This window comes from Cupriavidus sp. 01L43 (assembly GCF_056399925.1).
Window position 1 is genome coordinate 1 of record NZ_JBFTSH010000023.1, and the last position, 16520, is coordinate 16520.

Consider the following 16520-nt stretch of genomic DNA (forward strand, 5'->3'; position numbering starts at 1 on the left):
AACTCGGTCAGGCCGACCTGTTCGAGCAGGTCCATCGCCCGGTCGTTGAGCACGTCGAGCGATCGCTCGCTGCGCCAGAACTGGAACGAGGTGCCAAGCTGGCGCTGCAGGCCGATGCGCACGTTCTCGCGCACGGTCAGGTGCGGGAACACGGCGGAAATCTGGAACGAACGTATCACGCCGCGCCGCGCAATCTGCGCCGGCTTCTCGCGGGTGATGTCGATGCCGTTGAAAAGGATGGTGCCGGTGGTCGGCTCCAGGAACTTGGTGAGCAGGTTGAAGCAGGTCGTCTTGCCCGCGCCGTTGGGGCCGATCAATGCGTGGATCGAGCCGCGTCGCACCTGCAGGTTGACGTCGCTAACCGCCGTGAACCCCTTGAATTCCTTCGTGAGGTTCTTTGTTTCCAGGATGATTTCCTGAGTCATAGTCTCCTGCCCGCCCTCTTGCTGCGATACCGGGTTGTGCCCGGCACTGACAATGGTTCGAACTCCGGCTTTGTCGCCATGTTTGCCGCGTTATAGGTGTCTGGAAGCGGCGCGGCTGCCGCGATATCCGGGTGGCTCAACCGCCCTGAAGTGCAGGCGGGAGCACCGTATACCGGCGACTATTGTGTGCGTCTGCTGCGTCGCAAAACATCGGGGTTTGCACTAGGCATAAGACATGCAGGAGTCGTCATGTTTCGCCTTGTCTGGTCAACGCTGGCGCGGGTTGGCGGCGGGTTGGGGGGCTCCCGCTGCCGACCCGGCACATCACGCCACGGGAATACCCGAAGGCGTGTCAGCAAGCACCTGCACCACGGCGGCGCCACTGGCGCGCAGCTTGCGATCCTCGCGGATCATGTCGCTGGCGCGCTCGGCGATCATGATCGTCGGCGAGTTGGTATTCCCCGACGTGATCAGCGGCATGACGGACGCATCCACCACGCGCAGGCCGGCGATGCCCCGCACGCGCAGGCGGTTGTCCACCACGGCGTCCGGATCGTCGGCGGTGCCCATGCGACAGGTGCCCACCGGATGGAAAATGGTCGTGCCGATGGCGCCAGCAGCCTCGGCCAACTGCTCGTCCGTCTCGAAAGCGGCGCCGGGCAACCATTCCTGGGGCTTGTACGGCGCCAGCGCCGGGGAGGCGACGATGCGACGCGTCAGGCGCAGCGAATCGGCCGCCACCTTGCGGTCCTCCTCGGTGGCGAGGTAGTTGGGGGCGATGGCCGGTGCGCGCCGGAAATCGGCGTCTTCTATATGTACGCTGCCGCGCGAGCTGGGCCGCAGGTTGCACACGCTGGCCGTGAAGGCGTTGAAGGCGTGGAGCGGATCGCCGAACTTGTCGAGCGACAGCGGCTGCACGTGGTATTCGAGGTTCGGCCGTGTGTAGCTGGGGTCGCTGCGCGCGAACGCGCCGAGTTGCGACGGCGCCATGCTCATCGGCCCGCTCTGGTTGAACGCGTACTGGAGGCCGATGCCGAGCTTGCCCCACCAGCGCGCCACGCGCGTGTTCAGCGTGCGCACGCCATCCACCTTCATCACCGCGCGCAGCTGCAGGTGATCCTGCAGGTTCTCGCCCACGCCCGGCAGCGCCTGCCGCACGCGGATACCGAGCGACTGCAGCCGCTCCGGCTGGCCGATGCCGGACAGCTCCAGCAGCTGGGGCGAATTGATCGCACCCGAGGCCAGGATCACTTCCTCGGTGACGCGTGCCTCGCGGTTCTCCCCGCCGCCGACGAACTGCACGCCGGTGCAGCGGCGCCCGTCAGGGCCGTCGAAGGTCAGCGCACTGACCTGCGCCCCGGTGACGATGGTCAGGTTGGGCCGGTCCGAGGCGCGTCGCAGGAAGGCCTTGGCCGTGTTCCAGCGAATGCCGCGCCGCTGGTTGACCTCGAAATAGCCCACGCCGAAGTTGTCGCCACGGTTGAAGTCGTCGGTACGGGGGATGCCGGCCTGCTCGGCCGCGTCGATAAAGCGCTCGAGGATGTCCCAGCGCAGCCGCTGGGCCTCCACGCGCCATTCGCCGCCCGCGCCGTGGAAGGCGTTGGCGCCGCGATAGTGATCTTCGCTGCGCCGGAACAGCGGCAGGACGTTGTCCCAGCGCCAGCCGTCGTCGCCGGCGATGCGCGCCCACTCGTCATAGTCCTCGCGCTGGCCGCGCATATAGATCATGCCGTTGATGGACGAGCTGCCGCCGAGCACGCGCCCGCGCGGGTAGCCGAGCGAGCGGCCATTGAGCCCCGGCTCCGCCACGGTGCGGTACATCCAGTCCGTGCGCGGGTTGCCGATGCAGTACAGGTAGCCCACCGGAATATGAATCCAGTGATAGTCGTCCTTGCCGCCCGCCTCCAGCAGCAGCACGTTGACGTCGGTGTCCTGCGTCAGGCGGTTGGCCAGCACGCAGCCCGCCGAACCGGCGCCCACGATGATGTAGTCGTACGTCTCCATAGTCCCTGGCTAGTCCTTCAATGCGCCCCGGCACATCGGTTTTATTATCGGAATGCCACGGATCATCGCACGACTCGGACCCTGCCGCCGTCAGGGCTTTGCCTGAGCCCCCGCACCCGTCACCGCCACGGGTGCCGCCCCCAGATGCGCCCGCAGCCAGCCGGAGAGCGCCGCGAACACCTCGCTGCGCAGCGGCTCGGCCTCGTTGAAGATCTCGTGATAGCCGTTGTCGAACCAGACCATCTCGCGCAGGTCCTCGGGCGCGTTGTCGTGGAAGGTGCGGCTGCCGGCGGCATCGACGACCCGGTCCGCGCCGCCCACCAGCATCAGCGTGGGCGCCTCCAGCCGGGGCGCGTCGGCCTGCGCCTGGGCCATGCCGTGGAGGAACGTCTCCAGCACGCCAGCGCTGATGGTGCCCTGCACCAATGGATCGGTGCGATAGGCGCGCGCCACCTCGGGGTCGTGCGACAGCTGCCGCGCGTCGATCGGATTCGGCACGCGCAGTTGCGGCGCCAGCGCCAGCAGCAGCCGGTGCACGGTCATCATGCCGCTGGAGATGCGCAGCGCCAGTGCCGGCGAGGACAGGATCAACGCGCGAATCGGCCGCACGCGTGCCGTGGCCAGCCGCGCCGCCACGAGCCCGCCCATGCTGTGGCCGAGCACGATCGGCAATTCGTTCCACTGGCGCACGGTGGCGTCGTGGATCTCGGCGAGGTCATCCACAGAGATGTCCGCGTGCGGCACGATCATGCGCGGGCCGCCGCTGGCGCCATGGCCGCGATGATCATAGGCGCGCACGCGCAGGCCGAGCCCGCACAGCAGCGCCGCCACGTGCGGGTAGCGCCCGCTGTGCTCGGCCAGCCCGTGTACCAACAGCAGCGTGCCGAGCGGCTCGGGGTAGCGGTTCGGATCGGGCAGCCAGGTGCGCACCAGCAGCTCGGTGCCGTCGCGCATGCGCTGGCGGGTCTCGGCTGGGGCGATGCTGGGGCGTGCGGCGGCTTCGGTGCCAGGCCGTTCGTCCATGCCGCCCACGTCGTCCGTGCCGATGAGAGGTTCGTCCATCGCTTGTCTCCTGATTGGTACGCCTGCTTCTTCTTGTGGGAATGCTTGCGGCGCGCGGTCAGCGGTGACAGCTCGCACAATCCTTGGAATCCTCGCCGGCGGCGCTCGCCATGTCCGCCAGGATCGGGCAGTCGGGGCGATCGTCGCCGCTGCATGACTCGGCCAGCGCACGCAGCGTGTCTCGCATCGCAGCCAGTTCGGCAATGCGCACTTCGAGATCCGCCACGTGCTTCAGGGTCAGCGCCTTGACGTCCGCGCTGGCGCGCGCGCGGTCGTGCCAGAGCGACAGCAGCCCGCGAATCTCGTCGAGCGAGAATCCCAGATTACGGGCCCGCCGCACGAAGCGCAAGGTGTGCACCGCGCGGTCGTCGTAGCGCCGGTAGCCGCCCTCGGAACGCGGCGGCGTGTCCACCAGGCCGATCGATTCATAGTGGCGGATCATCTTGGCCGTGACGCCAGAGGCCGCTGCGGCTTCTCCGATATTCATCGTGATTCCTCATCAGTCGATCGGGCACTCGCCGCCCCAGCACCCGCCGGATGCCAGCGGCGCAGCAAGAGCGCATTGCCGACCACGCTCACGCTCGAAAACGCCATGGCCGCGCCCGCGACCACCGGGTTCAGCAAGCCGGCGGCGGCCAGCGGAATGCCGATCACGTTGTAGATGAACGCCCAGAACAAATTCTGCCGAATCTTGCGCACGGTGCGGTGCGACACGGCGAGCGCATCGGCCACCAGCGCGGGGTCGCCGCGCATCAGCGTGATGCCGGCGGCGTGCATCGCCACATCGGTGCCGGTGGACATGGCGATGCCCACATCGGCGGCGGCCAGCGCGGGGGCGTCGTTGATGCCGTCGCCGACCATCGCCACCACGGCGGCGCCGTCGCGCTTGAGCGCGGTCACGCGCGCGGCCTTGTCCTCGGGCAGCACCTCGGCCTGGAACTCGTCCAGACCGAGCGCGCGGGCGACCTGCGCGGCGGCGCCGGGGTTGTCGCCGGTCAGCATCACGGTCCGGATGCCCGCCGCGCGGAGCCGTGCGATGGCCGGTGCGGCGCCCGGCTTCACGGCATCGCCGAACGCGACGAGACCCGCCACGCGTCCGTCCGCCATCAGCCAGGACACCGTGCGGCCCTCGGCGCGCAGCCGCTCGGCTTCGGCCTGGAGCGGACCGGCGTCGGCGTGCAGGCTGGCGCGCAACGCCTCGCTGCCCAGTTGCAGCGGCTGGCCATCGACCACCCCGGCGATGCCACGCCCCGGCAGCGCACGCACCTCGCTCGCCGGCAGGGGCGCGATACCACGCGCGGCGGCAGCCGCCAGCACGGCACGGGCCAGCGGATGCTCGCTGCCGGACTGCAGCGCCGCCAGACGCGCCAGCAGCGCGGCTTCGTCCCCATCGGTGGCGATCAGGGCCACCACATCGGGCTTGCCGACGGTGAGCGTGCCAGTCTTGTCGAAGGCGACCACCGATACGCGATGCGCCACCTCCAACGCCTCCGCATCCTTGATCAGGATGCCCGCGCGCGCGCCGGCGCCCGTGCCGGCCATGATCGCGGTCGGCGTGGCCAGCCCCAGCGCGCACGGGCAGGCGATGACGAGCACGGCCACCGCGTTGAGCATCGCGGCGGTCCAGTCGCCGCCTACCAGCCCCCAGCCGAGCAGCGTGGCCGCCGCCAGCGCCAGCACCACCGGCACGAACACCGCGCTGACCTGATCCACCAGCCGCTGGATCGGCGCCTTGGCCGCCTGCGCGTGCTCCACCATGCGGATGATGCGCGCCAGCACGGTCTCCGCGCCCACCGCCACGGTGCGCGCCACCAGCAGCCCTTCGGCATTGATCGCGCCACCGGTGAGGCGATCCCCGGCGCGCTTCGGCACCGGCACGGACTCGCCGGTCAGCATCGATTCATCGACATGGCTGCTGCCTTCGATCACCTCGGCATCCACCGGTATGCGTTCGCCGGGACGCACGATGACTTCGTCGCCCACGCGCACGGCGGCCAGCGGCACGGTGGCTTCCACGCCGTGCCGACGCACCTGCGCGGTGTCCGGCCGCAGCGCGGCCAGCGCGCGGATGGCGGCGGCGGTCTGACGCTTGGCGCGCGTCTCCAGCCACTTGCCGAGCCGCACCAGCGTGATGACCACGGCGGCGCTCTCGAAGTAGAGGTGCGGCATGACGTCGTGCGCCATCGCCATCTGCCACAGTGACAGCCCATACGCGGCGGACGTGCCGAGCGCCACGAGCAGGTCCATATTGCCGGCCCCGGCGCGCACGGCCTTCCAGCCGGTCTTGTAGAAGCGCCAGCCGAACACGAACTGCACCGGCGTAGCCAGCAGCCACTGGACCCACCCGGGCAGCATCGCGTGGATGCCGAACCACTCGAGCACCATCGGCGCCACCAGCGGCACGGACAGTGCGGCGGAGATCGCCACGGGCCACGGGCCGGACCAGAAATCGGCATGCCCCGCCTCCGCCGACACCGATGCCTCGTCCGCCGGAACCGGCGTGGCCGCATAGCCGGCGCGCGTGACGGCATCGGCCAGCGCCGCCGCATCCACGGCGCCGCGCTGCACGGTCACGGCGGCGCGCTCGGTGGCAAGGTTGACCTGGGCATCCTCGACGCCGGGCACCGCGCGCAACGCACGCTCCACCCGGCCCACGCATGACGCGCAGGTCATGTCGGCGATGTTCAGGTCGATGGTGTCGCGCGGCCCTTCGGCGGCGATCAGGGCGGGGGTACTGGACATGACAGGAAAACTCCACGGGAGCCATCGATAGCGATGACTGCACTGTGAACCCTACCATCATTGGAAGGTCAAGGTCTTTGCGCGACGCGGAAAGCCCTTGCGCTTCCCATGGTGGGAAGGTTCACACTGCAGGCTGTCGTCATTAATCCCGGAGTTCCAAGATGATCCAGTTCCAAGTCGAAGGCATGTCCTGCAACCATTGCGTCCGCGCCATCACCCAGGCCGTGCAGGCCGTTGATCCTGCGGCACGCGTCACGGCCGATGTGCCGACGCAGGCGGTGAAGGTGGAATCGGGCGCGGATCGACAGGCGCTGCGGCAGGCGATCGAGGGGGCGGGGTATCCGGTGAGGGGCGTGAATCCCGGGGAATGCGCCACCGCGGCTCATTCCCTCCAAACACCTGTGGAGACCGAGAATCGTGCGTGAAGTCTCAACGGCTGCGCATCGCAGCCTTGGGGCAGTCATTTTCCCCATTTATCATCCGGGCTGAATCGAGGACGTCGAACAGTGCGTGTCTCGCTTTCACTACTTCGTCCTGGTATTTGTTTCGATTCTTCTTGCCAACGTTTTGTCCGAGCAAATAGTTGATCGAGACAGTGAATTGTCCATTGGACGCGACCGCGACATAACATTGTCCGCCGTATTGGGACTCTGCCCCCCTGCCGTCTGTCCACCCACAGATTGGAAAGGTCTCCAGAAGCGTGCCCCCACGCTGCTTCGTCTTGGCGATCGTCTCGGTGAAGTGAAAAATCACGAGGCGCCCAGCCGCATCGTGCCAGTAGGGAGCGCCCGCCTCATTCGTCGCGGCGCACCGATCGAGATCGGCATTGCACACGGTGAACATGTCGACGATGTGTGGCGAACTGCGGCGTGGCAGATCGATGGCATCTATTTGGATTTGTCCGCCTTCGCGATGCGACGTGCTGCAAGAAGCCTCATAGTGGCCAGCATCGCTGGCGCGCGCTAAGCTACCGACCAGGCTCATCGCCGAGGCAAGAACGGTCACGGCGGCTGCCGACCTTGCATGGATGTTCCATCGACACGCCACCAACTCATTCTCTCCACAATATCAACGCTTTCCCTCTCGTCAAGGCTGCTTTTAACGCATTCAGTGTCACAAGAAAACGCGTTTCTTCTTCATAAGCAAAGCACTCGGCCACGGCAACATATGCTCCCTTTATCTCATTGCGCAGGACACCTGTCGCGCAAAGCATCGGGTAGCCCACAGCCTGTTGTTGCGATTCGTATTGGATGTCCTCAAGAAAGATTGTCCAGTCATCGCTTTGGATGCGCGTCGGCCGAACGCTTCTACTCGCAATTTGACTTGCCAACAGCGGCGCCGCCAGCGTCGTGCGCATCAGTGCGAGCCGCCCCCCCACGACTCGGAGCCCAGCCTCGCTATTCAACGACTCCCTCCTGCCAGAGAAACCGAGGAACAAACGACGTTCGTCGAACGCGGACGCGTAGTGGGCTTCGTGGCCCTTCCAGTAGGTCACTATGCCGACGCCTTCCCTTTGGTTACACCCGATAATTTCGAGATCGGCGAGACGTGGCGCGACTGCGCATTGAACGGTGTTTGCGTAAACCGGCTGCGAAAATAGTACGAGCATCCCTACGATGCGTGCGAGTCTATTGATCATTTACCCGGCCCCATATCCCACGAAATTTCTGTAGCCTGTCCTCCAGGTGCTTCGGCCTTTTGTGTGGCGCACCGCGATTCACCAGGCCTCCTATGCGTTGAACCTGCTCACGTCCTGCGCCTTTATCCGCCTCACGATTTGCGACCTCCCGCACCCAGAAATAGCCTGACGTGTCGCAAGCGGCGGAATCATCCAGTGCAATAAGCGTAGGATTTGAATCAGACAAAAAATCTCGGGCCTTGTACTTTCCGTAGGCCCTGTAGTTTCTTCTGCCGGTAATTTGTAAGAACCCCCGGCCTTTGAATTTTGCTCCATCACCAGCTGCTCCTCCTGAAGCGCTATTTGCCGCACCATTGTCCATTCCCTGTGCCTTCAGAAGAACCTCTGCCGGTCGGCGACTGGCATATGAAAGCTCCGTGTCATCGTGCCGTACCACCCCAAGCCTATGCGCCAGCCCGCTCCGAAAATCGGCTGTGGCTTCCTCCGAAGAGATGATTTCGTACATCGTCCTGAAATAGCGTTCGTTACCAATTTCCTCTCGGTGTTGCCACCATCCCGTTTCGTGGCCAACTTGTGAAAGGAAATGCGCCAGTCGCAGTCTCGATGTGATCAGGTATTTGTTCGCCATCGAACCTAGCTGCCGTCGCAAGGTAACTGCCCGTCTTTGTCCTGCCGGCGGTGCGGAATGCAGAATTCCCATCAAATCAGACTCACTGAGCCACCCACATTTCCTGAAATGCCGGATAAATGCCAGCGGATGGAAGAACCATAGCTTCTCCGTGCAGGTGGGCGGCAGCCCGGTCTTGTCCCAGAACTGGGCCTTGTCCACAAACGCCATGAACCGGTCATATCCCGCCGGGTCGCCTGCGTAGAACTCTCCAGGCTCCTTCAGCTTCCGGTATCGCGCCTCATTGTTTGACCTATCCCACTCTGACGGCATCTCGCATACCAGCCCTCGCAGCTTTTCCCTGACACCCTCCCTCATTTGCACGTAGTAGCGTAATGCCTTGTTCACGGAGCTTCCGGCATGGGGGTTATGGCCGGGATTCTTGTCCTTCAGTAGATTCTTGAGCAAATCGATATCGCACAGTCCGTCCCGCGCGAAAGGCCCCGCGCCTTCGCTAACCTTTTCCCAACCCATGAAACTCGGGAAGTCCGCGTCGGACAGTTTCTGGATGCCTGCGTTGTGGATGTCGACATACCCCTGCTTGTCCTGATCGAATGCCACGCGGAACCATGTCGCCCGATTTCCGGCCGGCAACGTTTCGGGCCGGCTGAGAATGCGCCCGAAGCGCAAGAGCTCATAGCCATCACTGGGACAGGCCGGGTACAGGGCACAAGCACGCGCGTACATGCTGTATTCGTAATCCGCCTCGAGGATCGGCGTCGCTGTCAACAGCGTGCGTTGCCCCTCCCCGTCATCGCGCCATACGCGTGTCAGTTTCTGCCCGCTCCGGAACTTCACCTCGATATAGAGTTTCCGAGCGGTCGCTGTGGTGCCCTTCAGGGGCGGAAACTCGATGCCATTCAGTTTGTCCTTAACCGTGCCGGATGGCTGTGCCAGGATTGGCAGTCCGGCCGGAATCACGTAATAGCTATCGCCCCAATAATCCGTCGATACAGGCGTTGACGGATTGGCTCGTCCCAGCTGCGTGCCACTGAAGTACGCCTCGAAATCCGCCCGGGTCATGAATATCTCGAAGTGCAGATACATGCGCCCATTGCACTGTCCGATCCAACCGAGAACATCCTTGCGGGAGACCTTTTTTCCGTCACCGGACTCGATACCGCTCGGCATGCGTAGCCACTCCGGCAAGTCCTTCGGGTTGCAATTGCCCCCGTAGCCACCAAGATGGCGCAGGTGCATATAGAGCGAGTAGAACCGCAGCTTGCAGTTTTCACCGGTCTCCGTCTCGTGCCGTAAGAGCACGAAGCCGAGATCGCTGTCTTTGACCGCCCCGTCGGGTCCATCCAGATGCTGGCAGACGCGATAGGCCACCACTTCACCATCGGCAACCGCGCGAACGGCCTCATTCTGGCTCCGGGACGCGATGTGGCATCCGCCGTGCCAGCGACGATCGACGCCGATGGGATAAGTAGGATCGAACTGCTCCCCCTCGTCCGCGAGATCCATGACGTCCGCGCGTGCGTCGGTCGGGTTAGGGCCAATGGGGTTAGGGAGAAACGGAGGACTGATGAGCATGAGCCGCAGAGCAGTAAGCCGATAGGAAACGGCATACTAGAAGCGGTGAGCGGGACACTACAATCGCAGAACTCCGAAATTGGCAGCGGAGTTTGCGGCCGCGAGGGTTGCGGCGACTGCGGAAATTCAGAAACGTCCGAGCAGGGGCGTCAATGGGCGCCCACCGCCCAACCGCAGGCACCCGGAGGTGCCCGCGTCAAGCCTGATCAATCGATCAGAACCGATACCCCACATTCAGGAAGGTAACGATCGGGTCGATCTTGATCTTGGTGTGCGACTGCACCTGCGCGCCGTTGGCCAGCGTGGTGGTGAAGTTGGCGGTGGTCGAGATCGGTACGTAGGACACCGACAGGCCGACGAACCAGTTGTCGGTCACGGCATAGTTGGCGCCGACGTTGAACACCGGGTTCCACGACGGCTTGGCCGAGGCGGTCATGGTCGAGCCCGGGCCGAATTCGCTCTGCACGAAGGTCTGGTTGGTGACCGTTTCGCCCGTGAACCACGTGTAGTTCACGCCGATGCCCACGTACGGGCGGAACTTCGTCTTGGCGTCGAAGAAGTGCCACTTGGCGACGATGGCCGGGCTCCACTGGCGCACCTTGCCGAGCTTGCCGTACTTCTCGTAGCCACGGTCACCGCTCACGTCGTGCTCCGGCGGAATGCCGGCCACGAATTCCGTGGAGATGTTGTCCGTGAAGAAGTGGCTGAACGCCAGGCCGACCGTGTCGGCCGAGTCGATCGTGGCGCCCGTGTTCTGGCGCTGCAGGCCACCGGTGGGACGGCCCGCGACCGAGTCGATCGTCAGGAATTCCGAGTGGCCCTGCGGCATCACCCGGAACCAGCCCAGGCTGACGATATTGCTGCCCGCGGATTGTGCTTGTGCCACGCCCGCCAGCGTCATTACGGCGGCGGCCACGAGCATCTTCTTATAGGTGTTCTTCATGATTCCTCTTACTCCTCATCCTCGTTCTGTCTCAACTCACTGCTGGCACGCATTATCCGTCTCACGGACGGCAAGCTGTTTCAAACGTGATACCGGGAGGTAGAAGAATTGCCCTAAAGGCAGGGTTAACCCAAGAACCTCGCACAAATCGAGGTCGAATTCGCCCCAAAACGCGGCTTTCGCGCAACGGTTCTGTTCACAAAACGAGAATCCATTCGAGCAGCGTGGTTTTTCCGCTGAGGACGAAGGTCAGCCGGCGTCACTCCGGCTCACCAGCACGCAGGCAGCGAGGTCCCAGAGCGCGTAGCCCACGCTCTTGAAGACCAGCGGGCAGCCGGTGCGGGCGCGCAGTGCGTCGGCATCGAGAATGGCGGTTTCGAACGGCTGGACCGTGGCCCAGTCGATGCCGGCCTGGAGCAGGTCGCCCGCCTCGTCCTCGATGCCGAACAGGGTGTCGGCCAGCAGCCGGCCCCGGGCAGAGGCGGTCTGGCAGAGCACGGGCGGCAGCTCGCACATATCGGGGCGGAATGCGCCGACGCCGGCGACGAAGTGTCGATCTGTCCACAATCCGCTGTCGAGGTCGGGCAGCACCGCCGTTCGGCTCGACGTCACCGTGACGACCATCGACACATGTGGAAGTGCCTCGGCCACATCGTCGATCACCCTCGCTTCCACGCCGAGGGCGCGCGCCTGGGTGGCCAGCGCCTCGGCCTTGTCGCGCGTGCGCGACTGCAGCCAGACCCGCCGTATCGGCAGGCCGGCCACGAAGGCCTCGAGGTGGGTCTGCGCCTGCACGCCGGCGCCGACGATCAGCAGCTCGCCATCGGGCTCGGGCGCGAACGACTGCGCCGCCAGCAGCGTGACCGCCGCCGTGCGCCGCCCCGTGACCGTGGGGCCATCGAGCATGGCGATCCGCTCGCCCGTGTGCGCATTGGCGACCAGCACTTCGCCGAGGATGGTCGGCAGGCCGCGCCGGGGATTGTCGGGATGGACGGTGATGTTCTTGGTCATCACCAGGTCGCGGTTGCGCGCAGGCATGACCAGCAGCGTCCCGGCGCCGCTCGCGGCGTCGCCCACGGGCAGCGCGATGCGCGGCGGCGCCATCGCGCTGCCATCCCGCAGTTCAGCGAGCATGGCGGCGATGGCCTGGGCCAGTTCGGGATACGGCAGGCGGGCCGCCGTGGCGGCGGCGTCGAGCGGGACGAAGGCGTTGGGCATCGGGCGACGGATGGGTGACAGGTGGGCCGAAGGCAATCCGCCATTGTCCCCCATGCCGCGCCCCCGGATCAGCGCGACAGCATCCCCATCACCGCCGCCGCGTAGCGCGTACCCGCCGCTGCGCCGGCCGGGAATACGGCCTCGATGTCGGCAAGATCCTGCGCTCCGAGCCGCACATCGAGCGCACCAAGGTTGTCATCGAGATTGGCGATGCGGCGCGTGCCCGGAATCGGCACCACATGCTCGCCGCGCGCCAGCACCCAGGCCAGCGCCAGTTGCGCCGGCGTGCAGCCGCGGGCATCGGCCAGCGCACGGACCTTGTCCACCAGCGCCAGGTTGCGGGCGAAGTTCTCGCCGATAAAGCGCGGATTGGTCTTGCGATAGTCGTCCGCATCGAAATCGTCCGGCGTGCGGATGGCCCCGGTCAGGAAGCCGCGCCCGAGCGGGCTGTACGGCACGAAGCCGATGCCGAGCCGCTCGCACGTGGCGTAGATGCCGTTTTCGTCCACGTCACGCGTCCACAGCGAGTACTCGGTCTGCAGGGCGGTGAGCGGATGCACCGCGTGGGCGCGTTCGATGGTCTCCGCGCCCGCCTCTGACAGCCCAATCCAGCGCACCTTGCCCGCCTGGACCAGTTCGGCCATCGCGCCGACGGTGTCCTCGATCGGCACGGTCGGGTCCACGCGATGCTGGTAATAGAGATCGATGGTGTCGAGGCCCAGCCGCTTCAGGCTGGCATCGCAGGCGGCACGCACGTACTCGGGCCGCCCGTTCACGCCGCGCGCCGCCGGATTGGCCGGGTCGCGCACCATGCCGAACTTGGTCGCCAGCACCACCTTGTCGCGCCGCCCGCCGGCCAGCGCGCGGCCAAGCAACTGCTCATTGGTGTGCGGGCCGTAGATGTCGGCCGTGTCGAGCAGGTTCACGCCGCGCTCGATGGCATGGTGGAGGGTGCGGATCGACTCGGCGTCGTCGTGCGCACCGTAGAAGTCGCTCATGCCCATGCAGCCGAGGCCCAGCGGGAAGACGTCGGGGCCGACCCGGCCCAGTTTGCGCATTGCGGTCATGTGAGACTCCTTGTGACGGGGTTGGAAACTGGCGCCCAGTATCCCCATCCCGCGCGATCGGAAACAGCATGCTACGCTGCAAGCATCATGAAGCCCGACTTCACAATCGATCCTGATTCCCTGCCCTCGCTGGCCGCCTTCGCCTGCGTGGCGCGGCTTGGCAGCTTCACGGCCGCTGCCGGCGCGCTGGGCGTCAGCCCCTCGGCGGTCTCCCAGACCATCCGGCACCTGGAAGACCGGCTGGGTGTGCGGCTGCTGCAGCGGACCACGCGCCATGTCGGCCTGACCGAGGCCGGCGCGGCACTGCTGGCCCGCGTGGCGCCGGCGCTGGCCGAGATCCAGGCGGCCACCGAGGACGCCCGCGCCCAGCGCGACACCCCGGTCGGCACGCTGCGGCTGACCAGTTCGCACTCGGCGGTGGTCATCGCGCTGCGGCCGATCCTGACCGACTTCATGCGCGCCTATCCGTCGATCTGCGTCGATCTGGTCACCGACGACCGCTTCGTCGACCTGATCGCCGAAGGGTTCGACGCCGGCCTGCGGCTGGGCGAGGCACTCCACCAGGACATGGTGGCGATTCCCGTGACCGGCCCGCTGCGGATGTTCGTGGCGGCCTCGCCCGACTACCTCGCCCGCCACGGCACGCCGCAGACGCCGCACGCACTGCATCAGCACGCCTGCCTGCAATACCGCTTCGGGCCGATAGGTTCGGTGTATCGCTGGGAGTTCGCGCGCGGCGGGCGGCCGTTCACGGTCGATACGCGCGCCGCGCTGATCGCCAATGACAAGATGATGCTGCATCAGGCTGCGGTGGCCGGGCTCGGCCTGATCTACGAGTTCCCGCACCACATCCAGGCCGCGCTGGCGGCGGGCCAGCTCGTCACCGTGCTGGAAGACTGGACGCCGCCGTTCTCGGGCTTCTACCTCTACTACCCGAGCCGCGCGCTGATGCCGCCCAAGCTGCGCGTATTCGTCGATTTCCTCAAGGCGCGCGGCCTGCCGGCAACGGCCTAGCGCCGCATCGACGTGCGCTGCGGCCCGGCCTCGCGCACGCTGGCGCCGCGCACCTCGATGCCGATGTCATCGACGACCTTGCCCGCCGCATCGACCAGTTCCACGCGATGCCGGCCCGGCCACGGCAGCCACGCCAGCTGCCCGCCCTTGCCGAGCGGCTTGCCGTCGATGCGCCAGCTCACCGCGCGCGCCGTCTGCCCGGTCAGCCCATCGGCATGGAACCAGACGCGTTGCGCATCGGGCGGAATATCGGGATCGAGCGCGAAGATCGTGCCGTCCCTGGGACTGGCGATGGCCGGCGTGCCGCTCGACGGTGGCGCCGCGCCCACGTTGATGCGCGTCACGGCGGTGCCGGCCAGGAACACTTCCTCGCGCGCCGGCTCGAGGTTGTCGGCGAAGGTCAGCGGCACCCGCTCCACGCCGGCCGGCATCGCGGGCGCGCGGCTGGACGACTGCCGATGGAGCGCCGCCATCACGTCGTGCCACACCGGCGCCGCGCCGGAGACCCCCGACACATCGTGCATGCTCGCGCCGCTGGCGTTGCCGATCCACACGCCCACCGTGTAGCGCTGCGACCAGCCGATGCACCAGTTGTCGCGCATGTCCTTGCTGGTGCCGGTCTTCACGGCGGTCCAGAAGCGCGTGGTCAGCGGGCTGTCGAGGCCGAAGGTCCGCGCCCGCGCGTGGCGGTCGGCCAGCACATCGCCAATCACATAGCTGGCCGCCGGGCTCATCACGGGCTGGCGGGGCACCGGCGCGCCGTCCACGGTCATCCGCACCGGGCCGTAGGCGCCCTGGTTCGCAAAACTCCGATAGGCATTGGTCAGCGACAACAGCGACACATCGGCGCTGCCCAGCGCGAGGCTGTAGCCGTAGTAATCGCCCGATTCGGTGAGCGGCAGGCCCAGCGCCACCAGCCGCCGATGAAAGCGATGCGGCGTGACCATCACCAGCGTCCGCACGGCGGGCACGTTCAGTGACGAGCCGAGCGCCGCGCGCAGGCTGACCCAGCCCGCGTAGCGATGATCGTAATTCTGCGGAATGTAGAGCCCGCCGCCGGTCGGCAGGTTGACCGGACGGTCATCGAGCAGCGACGCAGCCGTCAGCCGTCGTTCCTCGATGGCCTGCGCGTACAGGAACGGCTTCAGCGTCGAGCCGGCCTGACGCGGCGCGGCGGCGTGATCGACCTGTGCGGCCGACGACAGCGCGCCTGAGGAGCCCACATAGGCCAGCACATCGCCGCTGGCATTGTCGATGACCACCACGGCGCCGTCCTCGGCATTGCGCCCGGCCAGTTCGCGCAGATGGCGCGACAGGCTGTCCACGGCCACGCGCTGCACCTCGGCATCGACCGTGGAAGCGATGCGCGCCGGCACCGGCCGCCCTGCCGGCAGCGTCTCGCGCGTATGGGCGATCACGGCGCGCGCAACGTGCGGCGCCAGATTGGTCCGGAAACTCGCGTCCGGCACGCTGGCCGACTTCGCCAGGGCCAGCGCCGTGAAGCCATCCAGGCCGTCGCACTCGCGCGGCTGCTTCATCTCGCGCAGGATGCGGCACGCGCGCACCGACACCTGCCCCGGCGCGGCGTTGGGGCCGCGCACCAGTGCCACGGCAAGCGCCGCCTCGCGCGCATTCAGGCCGCTCGGCACCTTGCCGAACAGCGTCTGCGACATCGCCGAGAGCCCCACCAGTTCGCCCCGGAACGGCACGAGGTTCAGGTACGCCTCGAGGATCTGGTCCTTGCTCCAGCCGTGTTCGAGCGAGGCGGCGCTGACCGCCTGCCCTACCTTCTGGCCGAAGCTGCGCCCGCGCGCGGCACGCAGGTCTTCATCGAGCAGACCGGCCAGCTGCATGGTCAGCGTGGACGCGCCGCGCGTGCGCGTGTTCCACATATTGGCCCACGCGGCGGCGGCCACGCCCTGCCAGTCCACGCCGCTGTGCGCGTAGAAGCGCCGGTCCTCGGACAGCACGATGGCCGTGCGCAGGGCCGGCGAGGTGTCGGCCAGCGTCACCCAGTCGCCACGCCGCGCGCGGAAGTCGTCCCGCACGCGCGCCACGGGTTCGCCGTGGCGATCCATCACGACGATGTCGGCGCTGCGCCAGTTGTCGCGCACGTCGCGGAAGGCGGGCACCGCCGCCGCCGAGGAGGTGGCTGCGGCCAGCACGAGCAGGACGAGTGGGGCAAACAAGCGGCGCGGCATCG

The 16520-nt window shown here is 66.7% G+C and carries 14 protein-coding genes; 2 read left to right on the plus strand and 12 right to left on the minus strand.

Features of this window, described 5'->3' with window-relative positions; genetic code table 11:
• The 5 genes from AC1DP9_RS26090 to AC1DP9_RS26110 all read right to left on the minus strand — a co-directional run.
• Positions 1 to 425 (minus strand): ABC transporter ATP-binding protein (locus tag AC1DP9_RS26090; RefSeq protein ID WP_477108899.1); only part of this gene is annotated, 425 nt, incomplete at its 3' end.
• A 324-nt stretch (positions 426 to 749) separates the two neighbouring features.
• A complete protein-coding gene (locus AC1DP9_RS26095) occupies positions 750 to 2429 on the minus strand; it encodes a GMC family oxidoreductase (RefSeq protein ID WP_454757423.1) in 1680 nt (559 codons plus the stop codon).
• A 90-nt stretch (positions 2430 to 2519) separates the two neighbouring features.
• Entirely contained in the window at positions 2520 to 3452 is a 933-nt protein-coding gene (locus AC1DP9_RS26100; RefSeq protein WP_477108925.1) for a lysophospholipase, read from the minus strand.
• A gap of 97 nt (positions 3453 to 3549) precedes the next feature.
• Positions 3550 to 3978 (minus strand): Cu(I)-responsive transcriptional regulator, encoded by a 429-nt coding sequence (gene cueR, locus AC1DP9_RS26105; RefSeq protein WP_477108900.1) that lies wholly within the window; start codon positions 3976 to 3978, stop codon positions 3550 to 3552.
• Positions 3975 to 6233: a heavy metal translocating P-type ATPase gene (locus AC1DP9_RS26110; RefSeq protein ID WP_477108901.1), complete on the minus strand. Its 2259-nt coding sequence runs from the start codon at positions 6231 to 6233 to the stop codon at positions 3975 to 3977. The genes cueR and AC1DP9_RS26110 overlap by 4 nt, the downstream gene beginning before the upstream one ends.
• 161 nt (positions 6234 to 6394) lie before the next feature.
• Here AC1DP9_RS26110 and AC1DP9_RS26115 point away from each other — a divergent pair, with 161 nt between their 5' ends.
• Positions 6395 to 6658 (plus strand): heavy-metal-associated domain-containing protein, encoded by a 264-nt coding sequence (locus AC1DP9_RS26115; protein WP_477108902.1) that lies wholly within the window; start codon positions 6395 to 6397, stop codon positions 6656 to 6658.
• A 4-nt stretch (positions 6659 to 6662) separates the two neighbouring features.
• On the opposite strand, the gene AC1DP9_RS26120 is transcribed toward AC1DP9_RS26115, so the two are convergent.
• The 6 genes from AC1DP9_RS26120 to AC1DP9_RS26145 form a co-directional block, all read right to left on the minus strand.
• Complete coding sequence (locus AC1DP9_RS26120; RefSeq protein ID WP_477108903.1) at positions 6663 to 7238, minus strand: hypothetical protein; 576 nt, start codon at positions 7236 to 7238, stop codon at positions 6663 to 6665.
• Positions 7239 to 7284: 46 nt separating this feature from the next.
• A complete protein-coding gene (locus AC1DP9_RS26125) occupies positions 7285 to 7872 on the minus strand; it encodes a hypothetical protein (RefSeq protein ID WP_477108904.1) in 588 nt (195 codons plus the stop codon).
• Positions 7862 to 10006: a hypothetical protein gene (locus tag AC1DP9_RS26130; protein WP_477108905.1), complete on the minus strand. Its 2145-nt coding sequence runs from the start codon at positions 10004 to 10006 to the stop codon at positions 7862 to 7864. Before AC1DP9_RS26130 ends, AC1DP9_RS26125 begins: the two co-directional genes overlap by 11 nt.
• Before the next feature lie 283 nt (positions 10007 to 10289).
• Entirely contained in the window at positions 10290 to 11018 is a 729-nt protein-coding gene (locus AC1DP9_RS26135) for an OmpW/AlkL family protein (RefSeq protein WP_477108906.1), read from the minus strand.
• Positions 11019 to 11267: 249 nt separating this feature from the next.
• Entirely contained in the window at positions 11268 to 12236 is a 969-nt protein-coding gene (locus tag AC1DP9_RS26140; RefSeq protein WP_477108907.1) for a delta(1)-pyrroline-2-carboxylate reductase family protein, read from the minus strand.
• Between the two features lie 68 nt (positions 12237 to 12304).
• A complete protein-coding gene (locus tag AC1DP9_RS26145) occupies positions 12305 to 13303 on the minus strand; it encodes an aldo/keto reductase (RefSeq protein WP_477108908.1) in 999 nt (332 codons plus the stop codon).
• Positions 13304 to 13390: 87 nt separating this feature from the next.
• On the opposite strand from AC1DP9_RS26145, the gene AC1DP9_RS26150 reads away from it, so the two are divergent.
• A complete protein-coding gene (locus tag AC1DP9_RS26150; protein WP_477108909.1) occupies positions 13391 to 14317 on the plus strand; it encodes a LysR family transcriptional regulator in 927 nt (308 codons plus the stop codon).
• Here the strand turns inward: AC1DP9_RS26150 and pbpC are convergent.
• Positions 14314 to 16518 (minus strand): penicillin-binding protein 1C, encoded by a 2205-nt coding sequence (pbpC, locus tag AC1DP9_RS26155; RefSeq protein WP_477108926.1) that lies wholly within the window; start codon positions 16516 to 16518, stop codon positions 14314 to 14316. The genes AC1DP9_RS26150 and pbpC overlap by 4 nt on opposite strands.
• Positions 16519 to 16520 lie beyond the last annotated feature (2 nt).